Source organism: Flavobacterium branchiarum (assembly GCF_030409845.1).
GTDB classification, from domain to species: domain Bacteria; phylum Bacteroidota; class Bacteroidia; order Flavobacteriales; family Flavobacteriaceae; genus Flavobacterium; species Flavobacterium branchiarum.
This window is the reverse complement of record NZ_JAUFQQ010000005.1, coordinates 58,169-75,359: the sequence shown is the minus strand read 5'-3', so window position 1 is coordinate 75,359 and position 17,191 is coordinate 58,169. Positions and strand designations below refer to the sequence as shown.

The 17,191-nt window shown below is 32.0% G+C and carries 15 protein-coding genes; 9 read left to right on the top strand and 6 right to left on the bottom strand.

The features are described 5' to 3' along the window. Positions 1-121: 121 nt before the first annotated feature. Complete coding sequence (locus tag QWY99_RS12330) at positions 122-931, top strand: M48 family metallopeptidase (RefSeq protein ID WP_290265710.1); 810 nt, start codon at positions 122-124, stop codon at positions 929-931. A gap of 197 nt (positions 932-1,128) precedes the next feature. After that, the gene (locus QWY99_RS12325) at positions 1,129-2,451 is read left to right on the top strand and encodes an MFS transporter (RefSeq protein WP_290265708.1); all 1,323 of its coding nucleotides are present in this window, start codon (positions 1,129-1,131) and stop codon (positions 2,449-2,451) included. 97 nt (positions 2,452-2,548) lie between these two features. Here QWY99_RS12325 and QWY99_RS12320 read toward each other — a convergent pair whose 3' ends face one another. The 4 genes from QWY99_RS12320 to QWY99_RS12305 all read right to left on the bottom strand — a co-directional run bounded on the left by QWY99_RS12320 (position 2,549) and on the right by QWY99_RS12305 (position 5,527). Next, the gene (locus QWY99_RS12320) at positions 2,549-3,280 is read right to left on the bottom strand and encodes a head GIN domain-containing protein (protein WP_290265706.1); all 732 of its coding nucleotides are present in this window, start codon (positions 3,278-3,280) and stop codon (positions 2,549-2,551) included. Between the two features lie 19 nt (positions 3,281-3,299). Continuing rightward, positions 3,300-4,361 (bottom strand): hypothetical protein, encoded by a 1,062-nt coding sequence (locus QWY99_RS12315; RefSeq protein ID WP_290265704.1) that lies wholly within the window; start codon positions 4,359-4,361, stop codon positions 3,300-3,302. Beyond that, a complete protein-coding gene (locus tag QWY99_RS12310; protein ID WP_290265703.1) occupies positions 4,345-4,881 on the bottom strand; it encodes an anti-sigma factor in 537 nt (178 codons plus the stop codon). The genes QWY99_RS12315 and QWY99_RS12310 overlap by 17 nt, the downstream gene beginning before the upstream one ends. A gap of 64 nt (positions 4,882-4,945) precedes the next feature. Next, the gene (locus QWY99_RS12305; protein WP_290265700.1) at positions 4,946-5,527 is read right to left on the bottom strand and encodes an RNA polymerase sigma factor; all 582 of its coding nucleotides are present in this window, start codon (positions 5,525-5,527) and stop codon (positions 4,946-4,948) included. A gap of 416 nt (positions 5,528-5,943) precedes the next feature. On the opposite strand from QWY99_RS12305, the gene QWY99_RS12300 reads away from it, so the two are divergent. From QWY99_RS12300 to QWY99_RS12275, 6 genes are all read left to right on the top strand, one after another. Continuing rightward, entirely contained in the window at positions 5,944-6,651 is a 708-nt protein-coding gene (locus QWY99_RS12300; protein ID WP_290265698.1) for a hypothetical protein, read from the top strand. A gap of 269 nt (positions 6,652-6,920) precedes the next feature. Then, positions 6,921-9,374 carry an endopeptidase La gene (lon, locus tag QWY99_RS12295; protein ID WP_290265696.1) on the top strand — a complete coding sequence of 818 codons (2,454 nt, stop codon included), beginning with the start codon at positions 6,921-6,923 and terminating at the stop codon, positions 9,372-9,374. A 189-nt stretch (positions 9,375-9,563) separates the two neighbouring features. Next, positions 9,564-10,586 carry a type IX secretion system protein PorQ gene (gene porQ / locus QWY99_RS12290; protein WP_290265694.1) on the top strand — a complete coding sequence of 341 codons (1,023 nt, stop codon included), beginning with the start codon at positions 9,564-9,566 and terminating at the stop codon, positions 10,584-10,586. 4 nt (positions 10,587-10,590) lie between these two features. Continuing rightward, a complete protein-coding gene (locus tag QWY99_RS12285; RefSeq protein WP_290265692.1) occupies positions 10,591-11,190 on the top strand; it encodes a murein L,D-transpeptidase catalytic domain-containing protein in 600 nt (199 codons plus the stop codon). 36 nt (positions 11,191-11,226) lie between these two features. Then, positions 11,227-11,919, top strand: a complete 693-nt coding sequence (gene cmk / locus QWY99_RS12280) for a (d)CMP kinase (protein WP_290265690.1) — start codon at positions 11,227-11,229, stop codon at positions 11,917-11,919. A gap of 68 nt (positions 11,920-11,987) precedes the next feature. Then, the gene (locus QWY99_RS12275) at positions 11,988-13,364 is read left to right on the top strand and encodes a nucleoside permease (RefSeq protein WP_290265687.1); all 1,377 of its coding nucleotides are present in this window, start codon (positions 11,988-11,990) and stop codon (positions 13,362-13,364) included. Between the two features lie 128 nt (positions 13,365-13,492). On the opposite strand, the gene QWY99_RS12270 is transcribed toward QWY99_RS12275, so the two are convergent. Both QWY99_RS12270 and QWY99_RS12265 read right to left on the bottom strand, forming a co-directional pair. Continuing rightward, on the bottom strand, positions 13,493-14,008 hold the full coding sequence (locus tag QWY99_RS12270; RefSeq protein ID WP_353960583.1) for a hypothetical protein: 516 nt from the start codon (positions 14,006-14,008) through the stop codon (positions 13,493-13,495). 110 nt (positions 14,009-14,118) lie between these two features. Beyond that, positions 14,119-14,646, bottom strand: a complete 528-nt coding sequence (locus QWY99_RS12265; RefSeq protein WP_290265685.1) for a hypothetical protein — start codon at positions 14,644-14,646, stop codon at positions 14,119-14,121. Positions 14,647-15,112: 466 nt separating this feature from the next. Between QWY99_RS12265 and rpsA the strand changes: the two genes are divergently transcribed. Further along, a complete protein-coding gene (gene rpsA, locus QWY99_RS12260) occupies positions 15,113-16,891 on the top strand; it encodes a 30S ribosomal protein S1 (protein WP_290265683.1) in 1,779 nt (592 codons plus the stop codon). The last annotated feature ends 300 nt before the right edge of the window (positions 16,892-17,191 follow it).

The following is a 17,191-nucleotide window of genomic DNA, read 5'->3' as shown; positions in this document are numbered from 1 at the left end:
ATCAAGCTGGTTATGAAAGTAACTATAGTCAATAATTTTAATTATGATATTTTTTAAACGAATTGTATAAAAAAGGGATTTAGAATAATTGTATTTTTGTGCGTAATTAAATCTAAAAGTCATGAGAAATAAATTATTATTGGGAATTTTCGCTATAGCAACGGTGTATTCATGTGCTGTTAATCCTGTTACAGGGAAAAAGAGTCTTAATTTTGTTTCTAATAGCGAGTTGTTTCCGTCTTCGTTTCAGCAATACAATACTTTTCTTAAAGAAAATAAAGTCATTACAGGTACTGCTGATGCTAAAAAAGTGGAAAATGTTGGTATGAAAATAAAAGCTGCTGCCGAAAAATATTTGACCTATTTAGGACAATCACAATATCTTAAAGATTATCGTTGGGAATACAAACTAGTCGATAATAAAGAAGTAAATGCTTGGTGTATGCCAGGAGGTAAAATTGTTGTTTACTCGGGAATTCTGCCTATTACGAAAGATGATGCAGGTTTGGCAACCGTTATGGGACACGAGGTTTCACACGCATTGGCAAATCACGGAGCACAACGTATGAGTGCTGCTCAGTTGCAACAAATAGGAGCTGTGGGTGTAGCTGCAGTGACAGGAAATCAAAGCAAAGAGACACAAGAAATGTGGCAGAAATATTATGGAATTGGATCACAAGTAGGAGTGATGTTACCATTTAGTAGAAATAACGAAAGTGAAGCAGATAAAATAGGGTTGACACTTATGGCAATTGCAGGGTATAATCCAGATGAATCTATTGCTTTTTGGAAAAGAATGTCGGCTCAATCATCAGGACAAACACCAGAATTTTTGAGTACACACCCGTCAGATGCAACCAGAATTGCTAATTTGAATGTATTAATTCCCGAAGCAAAAGCAACTGCACTTAAAGTTGGTATAATCAAATAAGTAGAATATATTTTTTGATTTCTAAAATTATTAATTTTCAACAAAGCTATCTTTTTTAAGGTAGCTTTATTTTTTAGGTGGCTATTGTTCAGTTGATTAAGTTAATTGGTAATTTCTTAATATATTGATTTCTTAAAAAGCTATTCGATTATAATAAAATTTAGATAAATTCGTAGCCTATTAACGATACTATTTCTATGAAACACTTACCAAAAGGCGATAAGAAACTGCTAAATGCATGGGCATTTTATGACTGGGCAAATTCAGTTTATACCCTTACTATTGCATCAGCAGTATTTCCAATATTTTACGAAGCTCTATTTCCTAAAGATGAACATTATATTCATGTTTTTGGAATGAATCTTAAAAATTCAGCTTTGATAAGTTTTGTAACCGCATCAGCTTTTTTAGTTGTTTCCTTTATTTCTCCTTTGTTATCTGGAATTGCTGATTATGTGGGAAATAAAAAATCTTTTATGAAGTTTTTTTGTTATTTAGGAGCCTTGTCTTGTATGGGATTGTATTGGTTTAATCTGGAAAATATATATGTTGGATTGGCATTTTATTTTTTAGGTCTTTTAGGATATTGGGGGAGTTTAGTTTTTTATAATTCCTATTTGCCAGATATTGCTTTTGTAGAACAGCAAGATAAAATTAGTGCCAAAGGATATTCTTTAGGATATATTGGAAGTGTGATTTTATTGGTAATCAATTTGGCTATGATTATGAAGCCAAAGCTTTTTGGAATCTCAGGAACTGATGGCGAAGCTGCAATGAAAGCAATGCGATATTCCTTTTTAATGGTTGGAATTTGGTGGATAGTATTTAGCCAATATACCTATTACTATTTACCAAAAGGAAGTAAAGAAACGAGTCAGAAATTATCTAAACAAATACTTTTTAATGGCTTTAAAGAGCTAAAGAAGGTTTGGGCTTTATTGAGTATAAATATTCCGTTAAAACGCTATTTAGGCGGTTTCTTTGTTTCAAGTATGGCTGTACAAACGGTCATGCTTGTAGCTACTTATTTTGGAGCGCAGGCAGTAGAATGGCCAACTAAAGAAGAAGGTACAATTGGTTTGATTATCTGTATTTTATTAATACAATTAGTTGCTATTATTGGGGCAGTTATTACCTCAAGAGCGTCTGCTAAATATGGAAATATTCGCACTTTAATTTTTATTAATATTGTTTGGGCCATACTTTGTTGCGTTGGAGCTTATTTTGTTACTTTACCGATACATTTTTACGCAATGGCTACGGTAGCTGGGTTTGTAATGGGCGGAATCCAAGCGCTGTCTCGTTCGACTTATTCAAAATTACTGCCTGAAACTGAAGATACCACTTCATTTTTTAGCTTTTATGATGTTGCTGAAAAAATTGGAATTGTAATCGGAATGTGTGTTTATGGTATTATCGATCAAGTGACTGGTAGTCCGCGTGCTGCTATTGTAATTTTAGGTCTATTTTTTATAGTTGCTATATTCTTATTGAGAAGAGTTCCTAAAGAGAAGTTCTAATTGAATTACTATATAAAAAGGAAATCCCTTCATCACAGTTTAAAATTTAGTTGTGGTGAAGGGATATTTTATTTAAGAATGGATGTCTTTGAAATCTTTATGCTTTTGAAATGCTTCCTGAGCCAGTTACTTTGACGTCTCTTGTTTTAGGATCTCCCTTGTATTTTATATCACCAGAACCAGATACTCTTGCTTTTAGGCTATCACTACAAAAGATTTTGCTGTCGCCTGATCCAGAAATAGTAAAATCTACATTTTTTGCTTTTAATGAGGTTGCATCAACATCACCAGAACCGGATATTTTGCTTTTAAAATTTTCAGTATTTCCTTTTAAAATAGCATCTCCAGAACCACTTATTGTAAAATTAAAAGTATCCGAATCAACATCTAAATTTAAGTTACCAGAACCTGATAGTGTTGCCGTGAAGATATCTGATTTAATAGCGTTCTTAGCTGTTACGTCACCAGAGCCAGTAAGAGAAACATTAGATATTTTTTCGAAAGGAATGGTTATCTGAATTTTTTTGCCCATGCTAGCACTGATATTTTTATTTTTTTCAGTGAATATTTTAAGGACATTGCCCTCAACTTCAACTTTAATATAAGGCTGTAAATTTTCTTCGGCTTTTACTATAATTGCACCCTCTTTTCCAGAAACTAAATCGACATCAAAGGATCCCATGACTTTTATTGCGTCATAATCGGCAGTTGATCGAGTTTTAGTTTCCATTTTTCCATTTCCTTTTATGCGTTCATTAGACCATTGTGCATGGGCAATTGTTGTTAAAAAGAATGCGCTACAAACGAGTAATTGAATTGATTTTTTCATTTTTTGATTGATTTTATGGTTATTGTTTTTTAACTAATGTGATGTTTCCGTAGTTTGAGGTTAGTACAACTTTGTTTTGATTTTTTTTCTTATAAAAACCACTAACTTTTTTGGAGTTGCTTTTTTCTTCATTGATAGCAATCTGCATTGAAGAATCTGTTTTTATTCCAGAATATCTTGTCGAAATGTCAAAATCAAATGCATAGTTGCTGTCGTATTTCATTGATACATCAGAATAGCGAGCGTTAACAGTTAAGTTATTTGCATTTTGGTTTATAGTGCCTATTGTTAAGTTACCATAATTAAGACTAACATTTAAGTTATTCAGAATCTCATCAATAGAAACATTTAAATAATTTCCTGCTCCGGAAACAGAACCTGCTTTTTGAAACTTAAAAGTTCCATAGTTGCAAGCGTATTTTAGAATTTGAGATTCACCCATAGTGATATCGGTATAGCTAGTATTTAGGCTAATTTTGCCAGCATCATTAATTTTTAAATTAGAATAACGAGCTTCGATATTTCCGTCTTTGATGTATTCTATATTTGAGTTTTTACAATATTCGATATGAACCGTGTTTGCATCTCCATTTAGTCTGCCAAGGTTGATTTTACCATATTTACAAAAGATATCAGCTGTTGCTGCTAAATCTCCGGTGGTAATATTTCCGTATCTATTATTAAGTTTTACAGTTCCGTTTTTTGGTATTTTGATGGTGTAATTAATCTCAAAGCTATTACTGCTTCCTCCACTTTTTAATGATGATTTTCCGATGTTGGTGCTAGCACTAACCATTGATTTTAATGCTGTAATAGTAATGTCAATACTGTTTAATTTTTCATTTACCCAGTCTTCATTGTTGCCAGAAACTTTTATGTTTACTTCAATATCAATTTTATCCTCATTCCATGTTGTTACAGAGATGTTTCCGTATTTGTTGCCTATGTCTATTCCTGCGTCGGAGTTAACGATATACGTTTTTTTGACAACTTTTTGTTTTGAGATATAGGCATCGTCATTTGCAAAGCCAAGAAATGGAAGTATGAATAATAGAATAAGTATGTTATAGTGTTTTTTCATGAGTGCTATTTTTAAATTTTTCATTTTCATCGATACGGTTCAATACATTTTGTAAGAATGAAATACGAGTTTGTAAATTGCTAATCATGGCGTAAATAATTTGTTTGTTTTCGCCATTTTTTTGTAGTTCGGTAATGATTTTTGCATAATCATTGTCCATTGTTTTCATTTGCTTAAGAGCGTCACCAATAATTTGTTCATTTTCAGGAGATTTTTTGTCATGAAGTTTTTCTAATTCATTCGAAATTAAAACGCTAAAAATAGAATCGGTTCTTTTGGTTTCTTGCGATGCAAATTTTAATTCTTTTGGTTTATCATTTAAATTAAAAAAAACACAAACTCCAAGCATAAGTGCTATTGAAGCAGCAATAGCATAGGTAATCATGTAATTCTTTTTAGGTTTTACTTTGTTTAACTTACTTAAAAAATCTACTTCATGTTGGGGTTTCATTTCCTGAATGTCCCATTGATTTTCAAATTTTTCAAATAATTGGCCTAATTCATCATTTTTCTTTTTCATGTATCTGAATTTTATTTTAGAGGAGTTCTCGAGTATCTCCTTCTTTTCATTTATTGATGGTTGTTTATGCAAGGTTTTTTTTAGAAGTAATTTCGTTGTCTTCTAATTTTTTCCGTAAACTATTTTTAGCCCTGTTCAATGTAGTTCTACAATTGGAGTAGCTAATGTCTAGTATTTCACTTATTTCTTCTTGATCGTACCCTTCAATATAAAATAAGGTCAAAACCATTCGATAGTTGTCTTTCAAATCTAGAATAGCATCCATTACATGTTTTACTTTAAGGGAGTCTAAATCTATATTTTCAAGGAAGAAACTATCATTTTCTTCAATTTGGTATAGTGTTTTACTAAGATCTTCTACTTGAAATTTGTTGTTCTTTTTGTAAAAATCGATACTATAATTTACTACGATTTTCTTTAACCAAGCGCCAAAAGCGACTTCCTGCTTGTAGTCATCAATTTTGGTAAACGCTTTAAGAAAACCTTCTTGCATAACATCTTGAGCATAGTGTTCGTCTTTAACAATCCGATACGCAACATTATACATAGCTTTACAGTATCTGTTGTACACTTCAAATTGTGCCTTTTGATTCTTCTGTTTGCACAATGTTATTAATTCTTCGATATTTTGGTTAGTTATATTCAAGTAGCTTCTAATGGTTTTTAGTAATGACTTTGCTTTTTTTGGTTTGTTACACTTTTTTATTTTTTTTGCTAAAATAAAATTAGGAAACTCTTTAGTTATTATTGCTTTTTAAAATGAAACTAATATAAATTGAACACTGATAAGATTGATTCGGATGTGTTAATTAAGAAAATCAGTACAAATATTTATCAGGCCATGTGGTTTTTGAACCCTCAAAAGGTTAATAATATTAATTATTTTGATTTTTAAATAAAAAAATATAAGTTGTTCACAGCTATGTTAGTAGCGATTAGAGGGGATTGGTTACAAAGATTTAATTTAAAAAATAGCGTTAAGAAAAAGTTGATTAAAAAATAGTGCTTAAATAGAATTTTTCACATTATTTTTGGGGTTGAATTTCAAACGAATTACTATTTATGAAAGATTTAAAAAATGTTTTTACTCTACCGTTCTTTTTTTCATTTTTTCTTGTCACTTCTTGCCAAAGCGATTCTGTAGAGGAAGCGGAGAGCAAGAGTCTTACAGGAGATTATTGGCCAACTGCCATAGGAAATCAATGGATATCGAGTTTTAATGGAAAAGAATCTTCAATGAAAATTATTTCTTCAGAAAATGTAAATGGTCAGATCTATTATAAATTTGATGAATTTGTAGGAGAAAGTGAAGGGATTATGAGTACATCGTCTTATTCTTTGCGGAAAGAAAAAGGAGATTATTATATTAAAATGGATAAGTTCCATTTTGAACAAGGTAACATTAAAGGAGAAACTACCGCATATGAGTCCCTTTTCTTAAAAGATTATTTAGAACCAAATAAATCATGGACTGGCCGTTATACTTATAAAACAACATATAATTCATTACAAATTCCAACTGTAGATACATCAGTAGATTATACAGGTACAATTCTAGAAAAAGGAATCTCTTTAACAGTTAAGGGAGTAAAGTATAAGGATGTGATTAAATTTAGAATTGTGCAGCAAACAATAGTAGTAGTGCAAGAAATTGGCGAAGCTACAGCTTATACATCGTCTATAGATTATTGGGTTTCAAAAAATATTGGTATTATAAAAATAGCAACTAAAGATAGTACTACAGAATTGCTTACTTACACCTTGAAATAATTATAGTGTCCGAAAGTGAGAACAAAAAAACAGCCTTGTTTTTTTTAGGACTATAAATTAATTTAAAATCGTATAATTTAACAATGATTAAGATTTATTTATAAATCAAAATTCTTATTTACCTCTGTTTTGGCACAATGATTGTCTATTTTTATTGTTGTGCAAATAAATAGGGGGGCTGTAGTGGTTTTACTTAAAACCCAGCTGGCTTATCTTATAATTTGTAAGATGAATTTATTTTTTAATGACAAAACGACTTATATTATACTATGTCAAATCATAAAATACTTACTATTGACAATTTGTCACTTCAGGAGTTTGATTCTGAAGCCGATTTAATACCATTATTAACTCCCGAGGACGAGGAAGAAATGAATAACGAAGAATTACCTTTTTCGTTACCAATTTTGCCTTTACGCAACACTGTATTATTTCCAGGAGTTGTTATTCCTATTTCAGCAGGAAGAGATAAATCTATAAAACTTATAAACGATGCAAATGCTGGTGATAAAATCATTGGTGTAGTTTCTCAGATAAACGAAGAAGACGAAGACCCATCAAAAGACGATATCAATAAGGTAGGAACAGTTGCGAGAATTCTTCGTGTACTAAAAATGCCTGACGGAAATATTACTGTTATTTTGCAAGGTAAAAAGCGTTTTGAAATTTCAGAAGTAATTTCAGAAGAGCCTTATATTACTGCAAATGTGAAAGAGGTTGAGGAAACGCGTCCGGAGAAAAACGATACAGAGTTTAATGCTATTGTAGATTCGATAAAAGAATTAGCAATTCAAATCATTAAAGAAAGTCCAAATATTCCTTCGGAAGCTACATTTGCAATTAAAAACATTGAAAGTCAATCGTTTTTAATCAATTTTGTTTCATCGAATATGAATTTATCGGTAAAAGAGAAACAAGATTTATTATCGATAAATGGCTTAAAAGAACGTGCGTTTGAAACCTTGCGTTACATGAACGTTGAGTTGCAAAAATTAGAATTAAAAAACGACATTCAGTCTAAAGTTCGTTTCGATTTAGATCAGCAACAACGTGAATATTTCTTGCATCAGCAAATGAAAACCATTCAAGAAGAATTGGGAGGCGTTTCGCAGGAGGAAGAAATGGACGAAATGAGCCAGAAAGCCAAAGAGAAAGTTTGGGATGAAAAAACGCAAAAACATTTTGAGAAAGAGCTGTCTAAAATGCGTAGAATGAATCCGCAATCTCCTGATTTTGGAATTCAAAGAAATTACTTAGAGTTATTTTTAGAATTACCATGGGGAACATTCTCTAAAGATAATTTTGATTTAAAACAAGCTCAAAAAGTATTAGACAGAGATCATTTTGGTTTAGAAGAAGTAAAGAAAAGAATGATTGAACATTTGGCAGTTTTAAAATTGCGAAATGATATGAAATCACCAATTTTATGTTTAACAGGACCTCCAGGAGTTGGTAAAACTTCGATAGGTAGATCTGTTGCCGAAGCTTTAGGTAGAGAATATGTACGTATTTCACTTGGTGGTTTACGTGACGAAGCGGAGATTCGTGGTCATAGAAAAACATACATCGGAGCAATGCCAGGTAGAATTATCCAAAGCTTGAAAAAAGCTGGAACTTCTAATCCAGTATTTGTTTTAGATGAAATTGATAAACTTTCAAGTAGTAATAGTGGTGATCCATCATCTGCTTTGTTAGAAGTTTTAGATCCAGAACAAAACAGTGCTTTTTATGATAACTTCCTAGAAATGGGGTATGACTTGTCAAAAGTAATGTTTATTGCTACTTCTAATAATATGTCGGCTATTCAACCAGCATTAAAAGACAGAATGGAAGTAATTAAAATGTCTGGATATACAATAGAAGAAAAAGTAGAAATAGCACGCAAGCATTTGTTTCCAAAACAACTTTTGGCTCATGGTTTAACTACAAAAGACTTAACTATTGGCAAGAAACAATTAGAAAAAATTGTTGAAGGATACACTAGAGAATCTGGTGTTCGTAATCTTGAAAATAAAATTGCTCAAGTAATTCGTAATGCGGCCAAATCGGTAGCAATGGAAGAAGAGTATAATAAAAAAGTAACAGACGAAGATGTTGTTAACATTTTGGGTGTACCAAGATTAGAACGTGATAAATACGAAACTAATGATGTTGCTGGTGTAGTTACAGGACTTGCTTGGACAAGTGTTGGTGGTGATATTCTTTTTATAGAATCATTAATATCTGAAGGAAAAGGAGCTTTAACAATTACAGGGAATTTAGGAACTGTAATGAAAGAATCGGCTACGATTGCATTGGAATATATTAAGGCAAATGCTAAGAAATTAGGTTTAAACCCTGAATTGTTCCAGAAATACAATATACATATTCACGTGCCAGAAGGAGCTACTCCTAAAGATGGTCCGAGTGCAGGTATTGCTATGTTAACTTCGTTAGTGTCATTATTGACGCAAACCAAAGTGAAGAAAAATATGGCAATGACTGGTGAGATTACTTTACGTGGTAAAGTTTTACCAGTAGGTGGAATCAAAGAAAAAATACTAGCAGCTAAAAGAGCTAATATTAAAGAGATCATTTTATGTCATGAAAATAAAAGTGATATTGACGAAATTAAGCCAGAGTACTTAGAAGGATTGACTTTTCATTATGTAAAAGAGATGGGAGAAGTACTAGCACTGGCTTTAACAGATCAGAAAGTAAAAAATGCTAAAGAGCTGAAATAATGTATTTTATTTTGATTTACAATATTGAACAATAGTAATTGTAAAATTCCAAATTCTTAAACTGATTGTATTTAGTTTTAGGATTTGGAATTTTTTATTATAATTTTGAAAAAGACAATTTGTTATTTGTCATATTATAATTTTATCTTCGTAGCTGCGTTTTAGTAAAAGAAAAAGCAATATATAAGTATGTTGAAAAAACTGGGATTTTTTTATTTATTTACTTTTTGTACCGTTTCCTACGGCCAAATAGGAGGTAAGTATACTTATCAGTTTTTAAATTTAATGCCTTCGCCAAGGCAAGCAGCTTTAGGAGGTAAGACAATTACGATTTATGATGATGATGTGAATCAGGTTTTGTTTAATCCAGCAACTTTAAATCAGGACATGAATAATCGTCTTGCTTTAAATTATGGGAGTTATTATGGAGAAGTAACCTACGGAAGTGGTTCTTATGCTTATACATATGATCAGCATTTGCAAACGTTTCAGGTAGGGGTTACTTATGTGAATTATGGAAATTTTGACGGATATGACGAAAACGGACTGGCAACTTCGGATTTCACAGGAAGCGAAGCAGCACTTTCTTTTGGTTATGCTTATAATATTCCATACACAGATATACATATTGGTGCAAATGCTAAATTAATTTCGTCGACTTTAGAGACTTATCATTCTTTTGGTGGAGCACTAGATTTAGGAATGATTTATATCGATGAGAAAAATGATATAAACTGGGCTTTGGTAATTCGAAATATAGGAACTCAATTTAGTACCTATTCAGGTATTCATGAAAAATTGCCATTGGAGGTAATAGCAGGAGTTTCGCAAGAACTAGAAAATGTGCCAATTAGATGGCATCTTACATTAGAGAATTTACAACAATGGAATCTTGCTTTCTCAAATCCGGAGCGAGGCACGACAAATATGGATGGCACTACTAACGATGAAAAAGTATCTTTTTTGAATAATGCATTGCGACACGTAATTGTGGGTGTAGAGCTTTTTCCAAAAAGAGCATTTAATTTTCGTGTAGGTTATAATTTTAGAAGAGGTGAAGAATTACGAATTTTAGAACAACGTAATTTTTCGGGAATGTCACTGGGTTTTGGATTAAAATTAAATAAACTAAAGTTTAATTATTCTTACTCCAGATATAGTTTAGGAGCAAATACAAATCTTTTTGGATTGACGATTAATTTCCAAGATTAAGTTTATGAAAATATTTTATTTAATAGTATTTCTTTGGTCGGGTTTATTTACCCACTCACAAAATACTTTTCAACAAGAAAGTGCTAATGATGATGAAATCATTAGGCTTAATGAGCAAGTTAGAAACTTAAGAACAATGATTGGTAGTAATTCTAAATACAATACTAAAATTGCTTTTTTGTTAGACATGAAAATAAAGTCAGGTAAAAATCGCTTTTTTGTTTACGATTTGGTAAATAATGTGATTTTAGACGAGGGGCTTGTAGCACACGGATCAGGCTCAGAAACTGGAATAAGAGGGAATTTGAAATTTAGTAATGTCCCTAACTCAAGAGCTACTTCGTTGGGTAGGTACTCAGTAGAAAGAGCATATAAGGGAATTTTCGGGAAAGCATATAGACTATTAGGTTTAGATCAAAGCAATAATAATGCATCAAAAAGAGCAATAGTTTTACATCACTATTCGGCTGTTCCTTGCGAAGAGCAAGACTATTATATCTCAAATAGTCAGGGTTGTCCAATGATTAATGAAGACTTTTTTAAAAGAATCGAAAAATTAATTGATACTTCTAAGTCCAATATCATTATGGATATTTACTACTAGAAAAACATAAAATAATAAAAAACAATAAAGACTATTTTGAAAAAAATAACAATAGCAATCGATGGGTTTTCGTCGACTGGCAAAAGCACTTTGGCCAAAGAATTAGCAAAAGAATTACAATATGTATATGTAGATACAGGGGCAATGTATAGAGCAGTCTCATTGTATGCAATGAAAAACGGATATATTAGTGCCGATTCTTTTGATAAAGAGAAGCTTGTTGCTAGCTTACCTTCAATCCAATTAGTTTTTCAGTATAATGCTGCATTAGGTTTTGGTGAAATGTTTTTGAATGGAGAAAATGTAGAAAATGAAATTAGAACAATTGAGGTTTCTAGTTTTGTAAGTAAAGTTGCTGAAGTTTCTCAGGTGCGTTCTAAATTGGTAGAACAGCAAAAAGAAATGGGAAAAAATAAAGGAATTGTTATGGATGGTAGAGACATAGGAACGGTAGTTTTTCCTGATGCCGAACTTAAAATATTTATGACAGCCAGTGCAGAAACCCGTGCGCAAAGGCGTTTTGATGAGCTACAACAAAAAGGTGATAATGTGACTTACGAGGAAGTTTTAAAAAATGTGGTAGAAAGAGACTACATAGATTCACATCGTGAAGACTCGCCACTTGTAATTGCCGATGACGCTATAGAAATCGATAATTCTTACTTAAACAAGGAAGAGCAGTTTGTAGCAGTTATGGAATTAGTAAATGATGTTGTAAAAACAATTTAATTCTTTGCAGATTTCATTTTAAATAGTAGTTTTACCGCCTAATTTTATTTTAAAGACAATTCATCGATATGGGAATTAAAAACAGATTGATTATAATGAGCTTTCTTCAGTTTTTTGTTTGGGGAGCGTGGCTTATTACAATCGGGAATTATTGGTTTGGAACAAAAAATTGGGAAGGAACCCAGTTTGGTTTAGTTTTCGGTACCATGGGAATTGCTTCTTTATTTATGCCAACTCTTACAGGGATTATTGCGGATAGATGGATTAATGCCGAAAAGTTATATGGTGGTTTGCATATAGTTTATGCTCTTGTATTATTCGTAATAGCACAAGTAACAACTCCGGATAATTTTATTTATGTGATGTTTATAGCAATGTGTTGCTATATGCCTACAATTGCATTGAGTAATTCAATTTCGTACACTTCGCTCAAATTAAATAATAAAAATATAGTAAAAGATTTTCCACCCATTCGTGTATGGGGAACTATAGGTTTTATTGTTGCTATGTGGATTACTAATCTAAGCGGAAGTAAATCAAATGAATATCAGTTTTACATTGGGGGAGTTGGAGCATTAATTCTAGGGATTTATGCTTTTACATTACCAAAATGTGAACCACAACGTTTAACTAAAGAAGATGCTTCGTTGGTTGAAACATTAGGATTAGAGGCTTTCAAGCTATTTGGAAACTATAAAATGGCATTGTTCTTTGTGTTTTCTATGTTTTTAGGAGGTGCTTTACAATTAACGAATGCTTACGGAGACGTTTTCTTAGATGAGTTTAAACATTTTCCAAAATATGCAGATTCGTTTGTAATTCAGTATTCTACTATTATAATGTCGATTTCGCAGGTTTCAGAAACCTTGTTTATTTTGGCAATTCCATTTTTCTTAAAACGTTTTGGTATCAAACAAGTAATGCTTATTAGTATGCTTGCTTGGGTATTGCGTTTTGGATTATTTGCTTTTGGAGATCCTGTAAATGGGTTATGGATGATTATTATGTCGTGTATTGTTTACGGAATGGCATTTGATTTCTTTAATATCTCAGGTTCATTATTTGTAGAAAGTAATACTGATTCTAAAATCCGTTCTTCGGCACAAGGATTATTTATGATGATGACAAACGGAATAGGTGCTGTTTTAGGAAGTTTAACTTCAGGATGGGCAATTGATCGTTTCTTTACAAAATCATTTAGTAACACAACAGAATTGGCTGGATTTCTAGAAACAGAACCTACAAATTCTAAGATGTTAGAGTTTGTAAATAGTCATGGAAACACAGTTTCTGCTGATGGCGTTTTTGGAAGTGAAATATTAATGAAAGATTGGCATCACATCTGGCTATCATTCGCTGTTTATGCATTAGTTATTGCAATTGCTTTCGCTATTTTGTTTAAGCACAAACATGATCCAAAAGAGATTGAAAATATGAGTCACTAAGACAAAGATATAATTTCAAAACCCCAATAGCTTTTAAAAGCTATTGGGGTTTTTTTATTAAGTTGAATTTAGTAAACCTAACAGGTTTTTTTGAATTTTCTTAGGTTTGTTCTGTGTATTGTTAAGGTTTATTCTAGCGAAGCAATCAAATCTTCTACTTGCTTTTTCTGTTCAGCATATTTTTGTTGCAGTTCAGAACCTTCTCCCATTCGGTTGTAATATTCTAAACCTTTGTTGGCGAAGAATTTTTTATGAAAATTGGAGATTTCTGGAAGCTGTGGAAATAATATATTGAAGTTCATTTCATGGTAAGCTTGCCATTCTCGTTCGTTTTTATCCAAGACATAAGGTTTTATAGTCTTTTGGTTTACATGGACTATTTCATGAGCAATTAATGATAGCATTAATTCCAGAGGGAATTCGAAAGTGTTTTCTGGAATCCTGATAATTTGTGGTTTTCCAAAGTCGCCTTCGGTAGTCATTAGGATAAAGCTAGGTTCGGCTTTTTCTCTAAACTCAAATCCTTTAAGATTAGAAGCTTTTAAATTGTACTTTTTTAAAAGCCAATAAACGGCATTGATAACTTGTCCATTTTTGTGGAAAGTATCAGTTTTTAATTTTATTTCTTCGAGTGTCATAGCCATAAAGTAAAAATAAGGAAAACTTTTAGATCTAACGCGTTTCAAAACGGGTTAGGTCTGTATTTTGGTTATGATGTGTGCTTTTTTATAATCTTTTCTTTGAGGTGTTTTCGCTACTCTTTAGTGTCTTCTTTTTTGAAAATTTGTTTGTTAAATTTAAATACTAGAGTTGTGAATATGACATAAATAAGGAAATAAATACTAACTCTTAAATTGTTTTCTGATTCTTCGGAGGTATTAATTTTTGTTTCATTTTCAGGAGCATACTTTATGTTTTCTTTATTTAAATGCCATAGGTTTATAGAGTCCATGTGGTTAGACATATATTTTTGTATCTCGTAATTTGGGGAGTTGTAGCTAAAAAGTGCGCCTTTAGTATCTTGAATTTTTAAAGAAGAACCTTTATCGAAATAATAATAAGTCGTATAAGAGGAGGAGGAACTTTTCCCACTTGATGATCTAATTACTTCTGAAGAATCTATTTTTACTTTTATTTTTTTGAACTGATTTTGTTCTTTGATTATTTTGTAATTGCTTGAGAATTCAAATATAAATAACATCATCATTAATGTAGAAATGGAGAATAAAGTCATTATTACTATTGCGAGTAGGCTAGGTTTAGAGTTTTCTTCTGATTTCATTGGAGGCTTTTAATTGGTAAAATTAAATATATATATTGAGATTTAATATGTTTTTTTTTGAAACTGAGTAGGTCTTTACTTAGATCTAGTAGAACCTTTCTCAAAAGATCTTAAAAAGCACTAAGCCTCTAATTTAGCCCCGATTACTTCACTTAGTTTTTTATTTTAATCGGAGTTCAGTGAATTTCATTTAATCCGATATCCTTTTTCTGGCTTTTTTGGACAGGGAAAGATAAAGGCGAAAGCGGGAGTTTAGGTCTTGCGAACCCTTAAAGTTCCTGCTCTTCATCAATTGATTGATAATCATCTTGATTTATTTTGTCAGTACAAATAAATGTATTAATTTTGCAGACCTTTTGGTGGAGAAGAGTTTCCATTAGGAATCAACTATTTATGTAAAACAACTTCTGTTTTTTCTATCGCTTTAAGAAACTCGAGAGAAACAGAATACAAATTTTTTATCAGCATGTCTGAACAATTAAAATCACAAGAAGAGTTTTTAGCAAATTTTAACTGGCATAACTTCGAAGAAGGTATCGATGCAGTAGATGAGAAAAACTTACAAGAATTCGAAGACTTAGTATCAAAAACTTTCATCGCTACAGATCAAGAAGAAGTAGTAGAAGGTGTAGTTGTTAGAATTACAGATAGAGACGTTATCGTTGATATCAATGCAAAATCGGAAGGTGTTATTTCATTAAACGAATTCCGTTACAACCCAAACTTAAAAGTAGGTGACAAAGTAGAAGTATTAATTGACATCCGTGAGGATAAAACAGGTCAATTAGTATTGTCTCATAGAAAAGCACGTACTATCAAATCATGGGATAGAGTTATCGCTGCAAACGAAACAGGTGAAATCGTTAATGGTTTTGTAAAATGCAGAACTAAAGGTGGTATGATCGTTGACGTTTTCGGAATCGAAGCTTTCTTACCTGGATCTCAAATTGACGTTAAGCCAATTAGAGACTACGATGTATATGTAAACAAAATGATGGAATTCAAAGTGGTAAAAATTAACCACGAATTCAAAAACGTTGTTGTATCTCATAAAGCGCTTATCGAAGCTGATATCGAAGTACAGAAAAAAGAGATCATCGGTCAATTACAAAAAGGACAAGTATTAGAAGGTGTTGTTAAAAACATTACTTCTTACGGTGTATTTATTGACTTAGGTGGTGTTGATGGATTAATTCACATTACTGACCTTTCTTGGAGTAGAATCAACCACCCAAGTGAAGTTCTTGAATTAGACCAAAAATTAAACGTTGTAATCCTTGATTTCGATGATGAGAAAACAAGAATTCAATTAGGATTGAAACAATTAAACGCTCACCCATGGGATGCTTTAGATGCTAATTTAACTATTGGTGATAAAGTAAAAGGTAAAGTAGTTGTAATCGCTGATTACGGTGCATTTATCGAAGTTGCTGAAGGTGTTGAAGGTTTAATCCACGTTTCTGAAATGTCATGGTCAACTCATTTACGTTCTGCTCAAGATTTCGTAAAAGTTGGTGATGTAGTTGAAGCTGTTATCTTAACTCTTGACAGAGATGACCGTAAAATGTCATTAGGTATCAAACAATTAACTCAAGATCCTTGGACTGACATTACTTCTAAATACCCAGTAGGTTCTAAACATACAGGTATCGTTAGAAACTTTACAAACTTTGGTATTTTCGTAGAATTAGAAGAAGGAATTGATGGATTAATCTACATCTCTGACTTATCTTGGACTAAGAAAATTAAACACCCATCTGAATTTGTAAATGTTGGTGAGAAACTTGATGTAGTTGTATTAGAATTAGATGTTGAAGGACGTAAATTATCTTTAGGTCACAAACAAACTACTCCTAATCCTTGGGATCAATACGAAGAATCTTTCGCTGTAGGAACTATCCACAATGGTGAAATTTCTGAAATCGTTGACAAAGGAGCTACTGTAGAATTCGGAGATGATATCGTTGCTTTCATTCCTACTCGTCACCTTGAAAAAGAAGACGGAAAGAAATTGAAAAAAGGTGAATCTGCTGATTTCAAAGTAATCGAATTTAACAAAGAATTCAAAAGAGTTGTTGCTTCTCATACTGCTATCTTCCGTGAAGAAGAAGAGAAAAATGTGAAAACTGCAACTGAAAATACTTCATCTAACTCATCTACAAATGCACCAGCTGCAACTTTAGGAGATAACAATGATGTATTAGCTGCATTAAAAGCTAAAATGGAAAAAACAGAGAAAAAATAATTCTTAGTTTTTTTATATATAGAAAGTCCCACAGCAATGTGGGACTTTTTTTTTGGTTCAAGTTGTCATGCTGAGCTGAGTCGAAGTGTGTTTTGAGTTTTAGGTTTCAAGTTTTGTATTGTGACAGTCCTTCGACTCCGCTCAGGATGGCACTGTGACTGAAAACTGAATAAATACGAGAAAACCTGTGGGGAGACAAAAATCTCATCAAACCGCTAACACAAAAGAGAGGAGGAGTAAAAAAAGAACAAAGACCTGAACGATAGTGAATAGACAAAGTAATTCCAAAAACGGGCTAAT

Bases quoted from the DNA above. Each gene is read 5' to 3' on its own strand.
- QWY99_RS12330 (WP_290265710.1), top strand. From the start codon at position 122: ATGAGAAATAAATTATTATTGGGAATTTTCGCTATAGCAACGGTGTAT.
- rpsA (WP_290265683.1), top strand. From the start codon at position 15,113: ATGTCTGAACAATTAAAATCACAAGAAGAGTTTTTAGCAAATTTTAAC.
- QWY99_RS12320 (WP_290265706.1), bottom strand. From the start codon at position 3,280: ATGAAAAAATCAATTCAATTACTCGTTTGTAGCGCATTCTTTTTAACA.
- QWY99_RS12315 (WP_290265704.1), bottom strand. From the start codon at position 4,361: ATGAAAAAACACTATAACATACTTATTCTATTATTCATACTTCCATTT.
- QWY99_RS12275 (WP_290265687.1), top strand. From the start codon at position 11,988: ATGGGAATTAAAAACAGATTGATTATAATGAGCTTTCTTCAGTTTTTT.
- QWY99_RS12270 (WP_353960583.1), bottom strand. From the start codon at position 14,008: ATGGCTATGACACTCGAAGAAATAAAATTAAAAACTGATACTTTCCAC.
- QWY99_RS12310 (WP_290265703.1), bottom strand. From the start codon at position 4,881: ATGAAAAAGAAAAATGATGAATTAGGCCAATTATTTGAAAAATTTGAA.
- QWY99_RS12265 (WP_290265685.1), bottom strand. From the start codon at position 14,646: ATGAAATCAGAAGAAAACTCTAAACCTAGCCTACTCGCAATAGTAATA.
- QWY99_RS12285 (WP_290265692.1), top strand. From the start codon at position 10,591: ATGAAAATATTTTATTTAATAGTATTTCTTTGGTCGGGTTTATTTACC.
- lon (WP_290265696.1), top strand. From the start codon at position 6,921: ATGTCAAATCATAAAATACTTACTATTGACAATTTGTCACTTCAGGAG.
- QWY99_RS12325 (WP_290265708.1), top strand. From the start codon at position 1,129: ATGAAACACTTACCAAAAGGCGATAAGAAACTGCTAAATGCATGGGCA.
- porQ (WP_290265694.1), top strand. From the start codon at position 9,564: ATGTTGAAAAAACTGGGATTTTTTTATTTATTTACTTTTTGTACCGTT.
- QWY99_RS12300 (WP_290265698.1), top strand. From the start codon at position 5,944: ATGAAAGATTTAAAAAATGTTTTTACTCTACCGTTCTTTTTTTCATTT.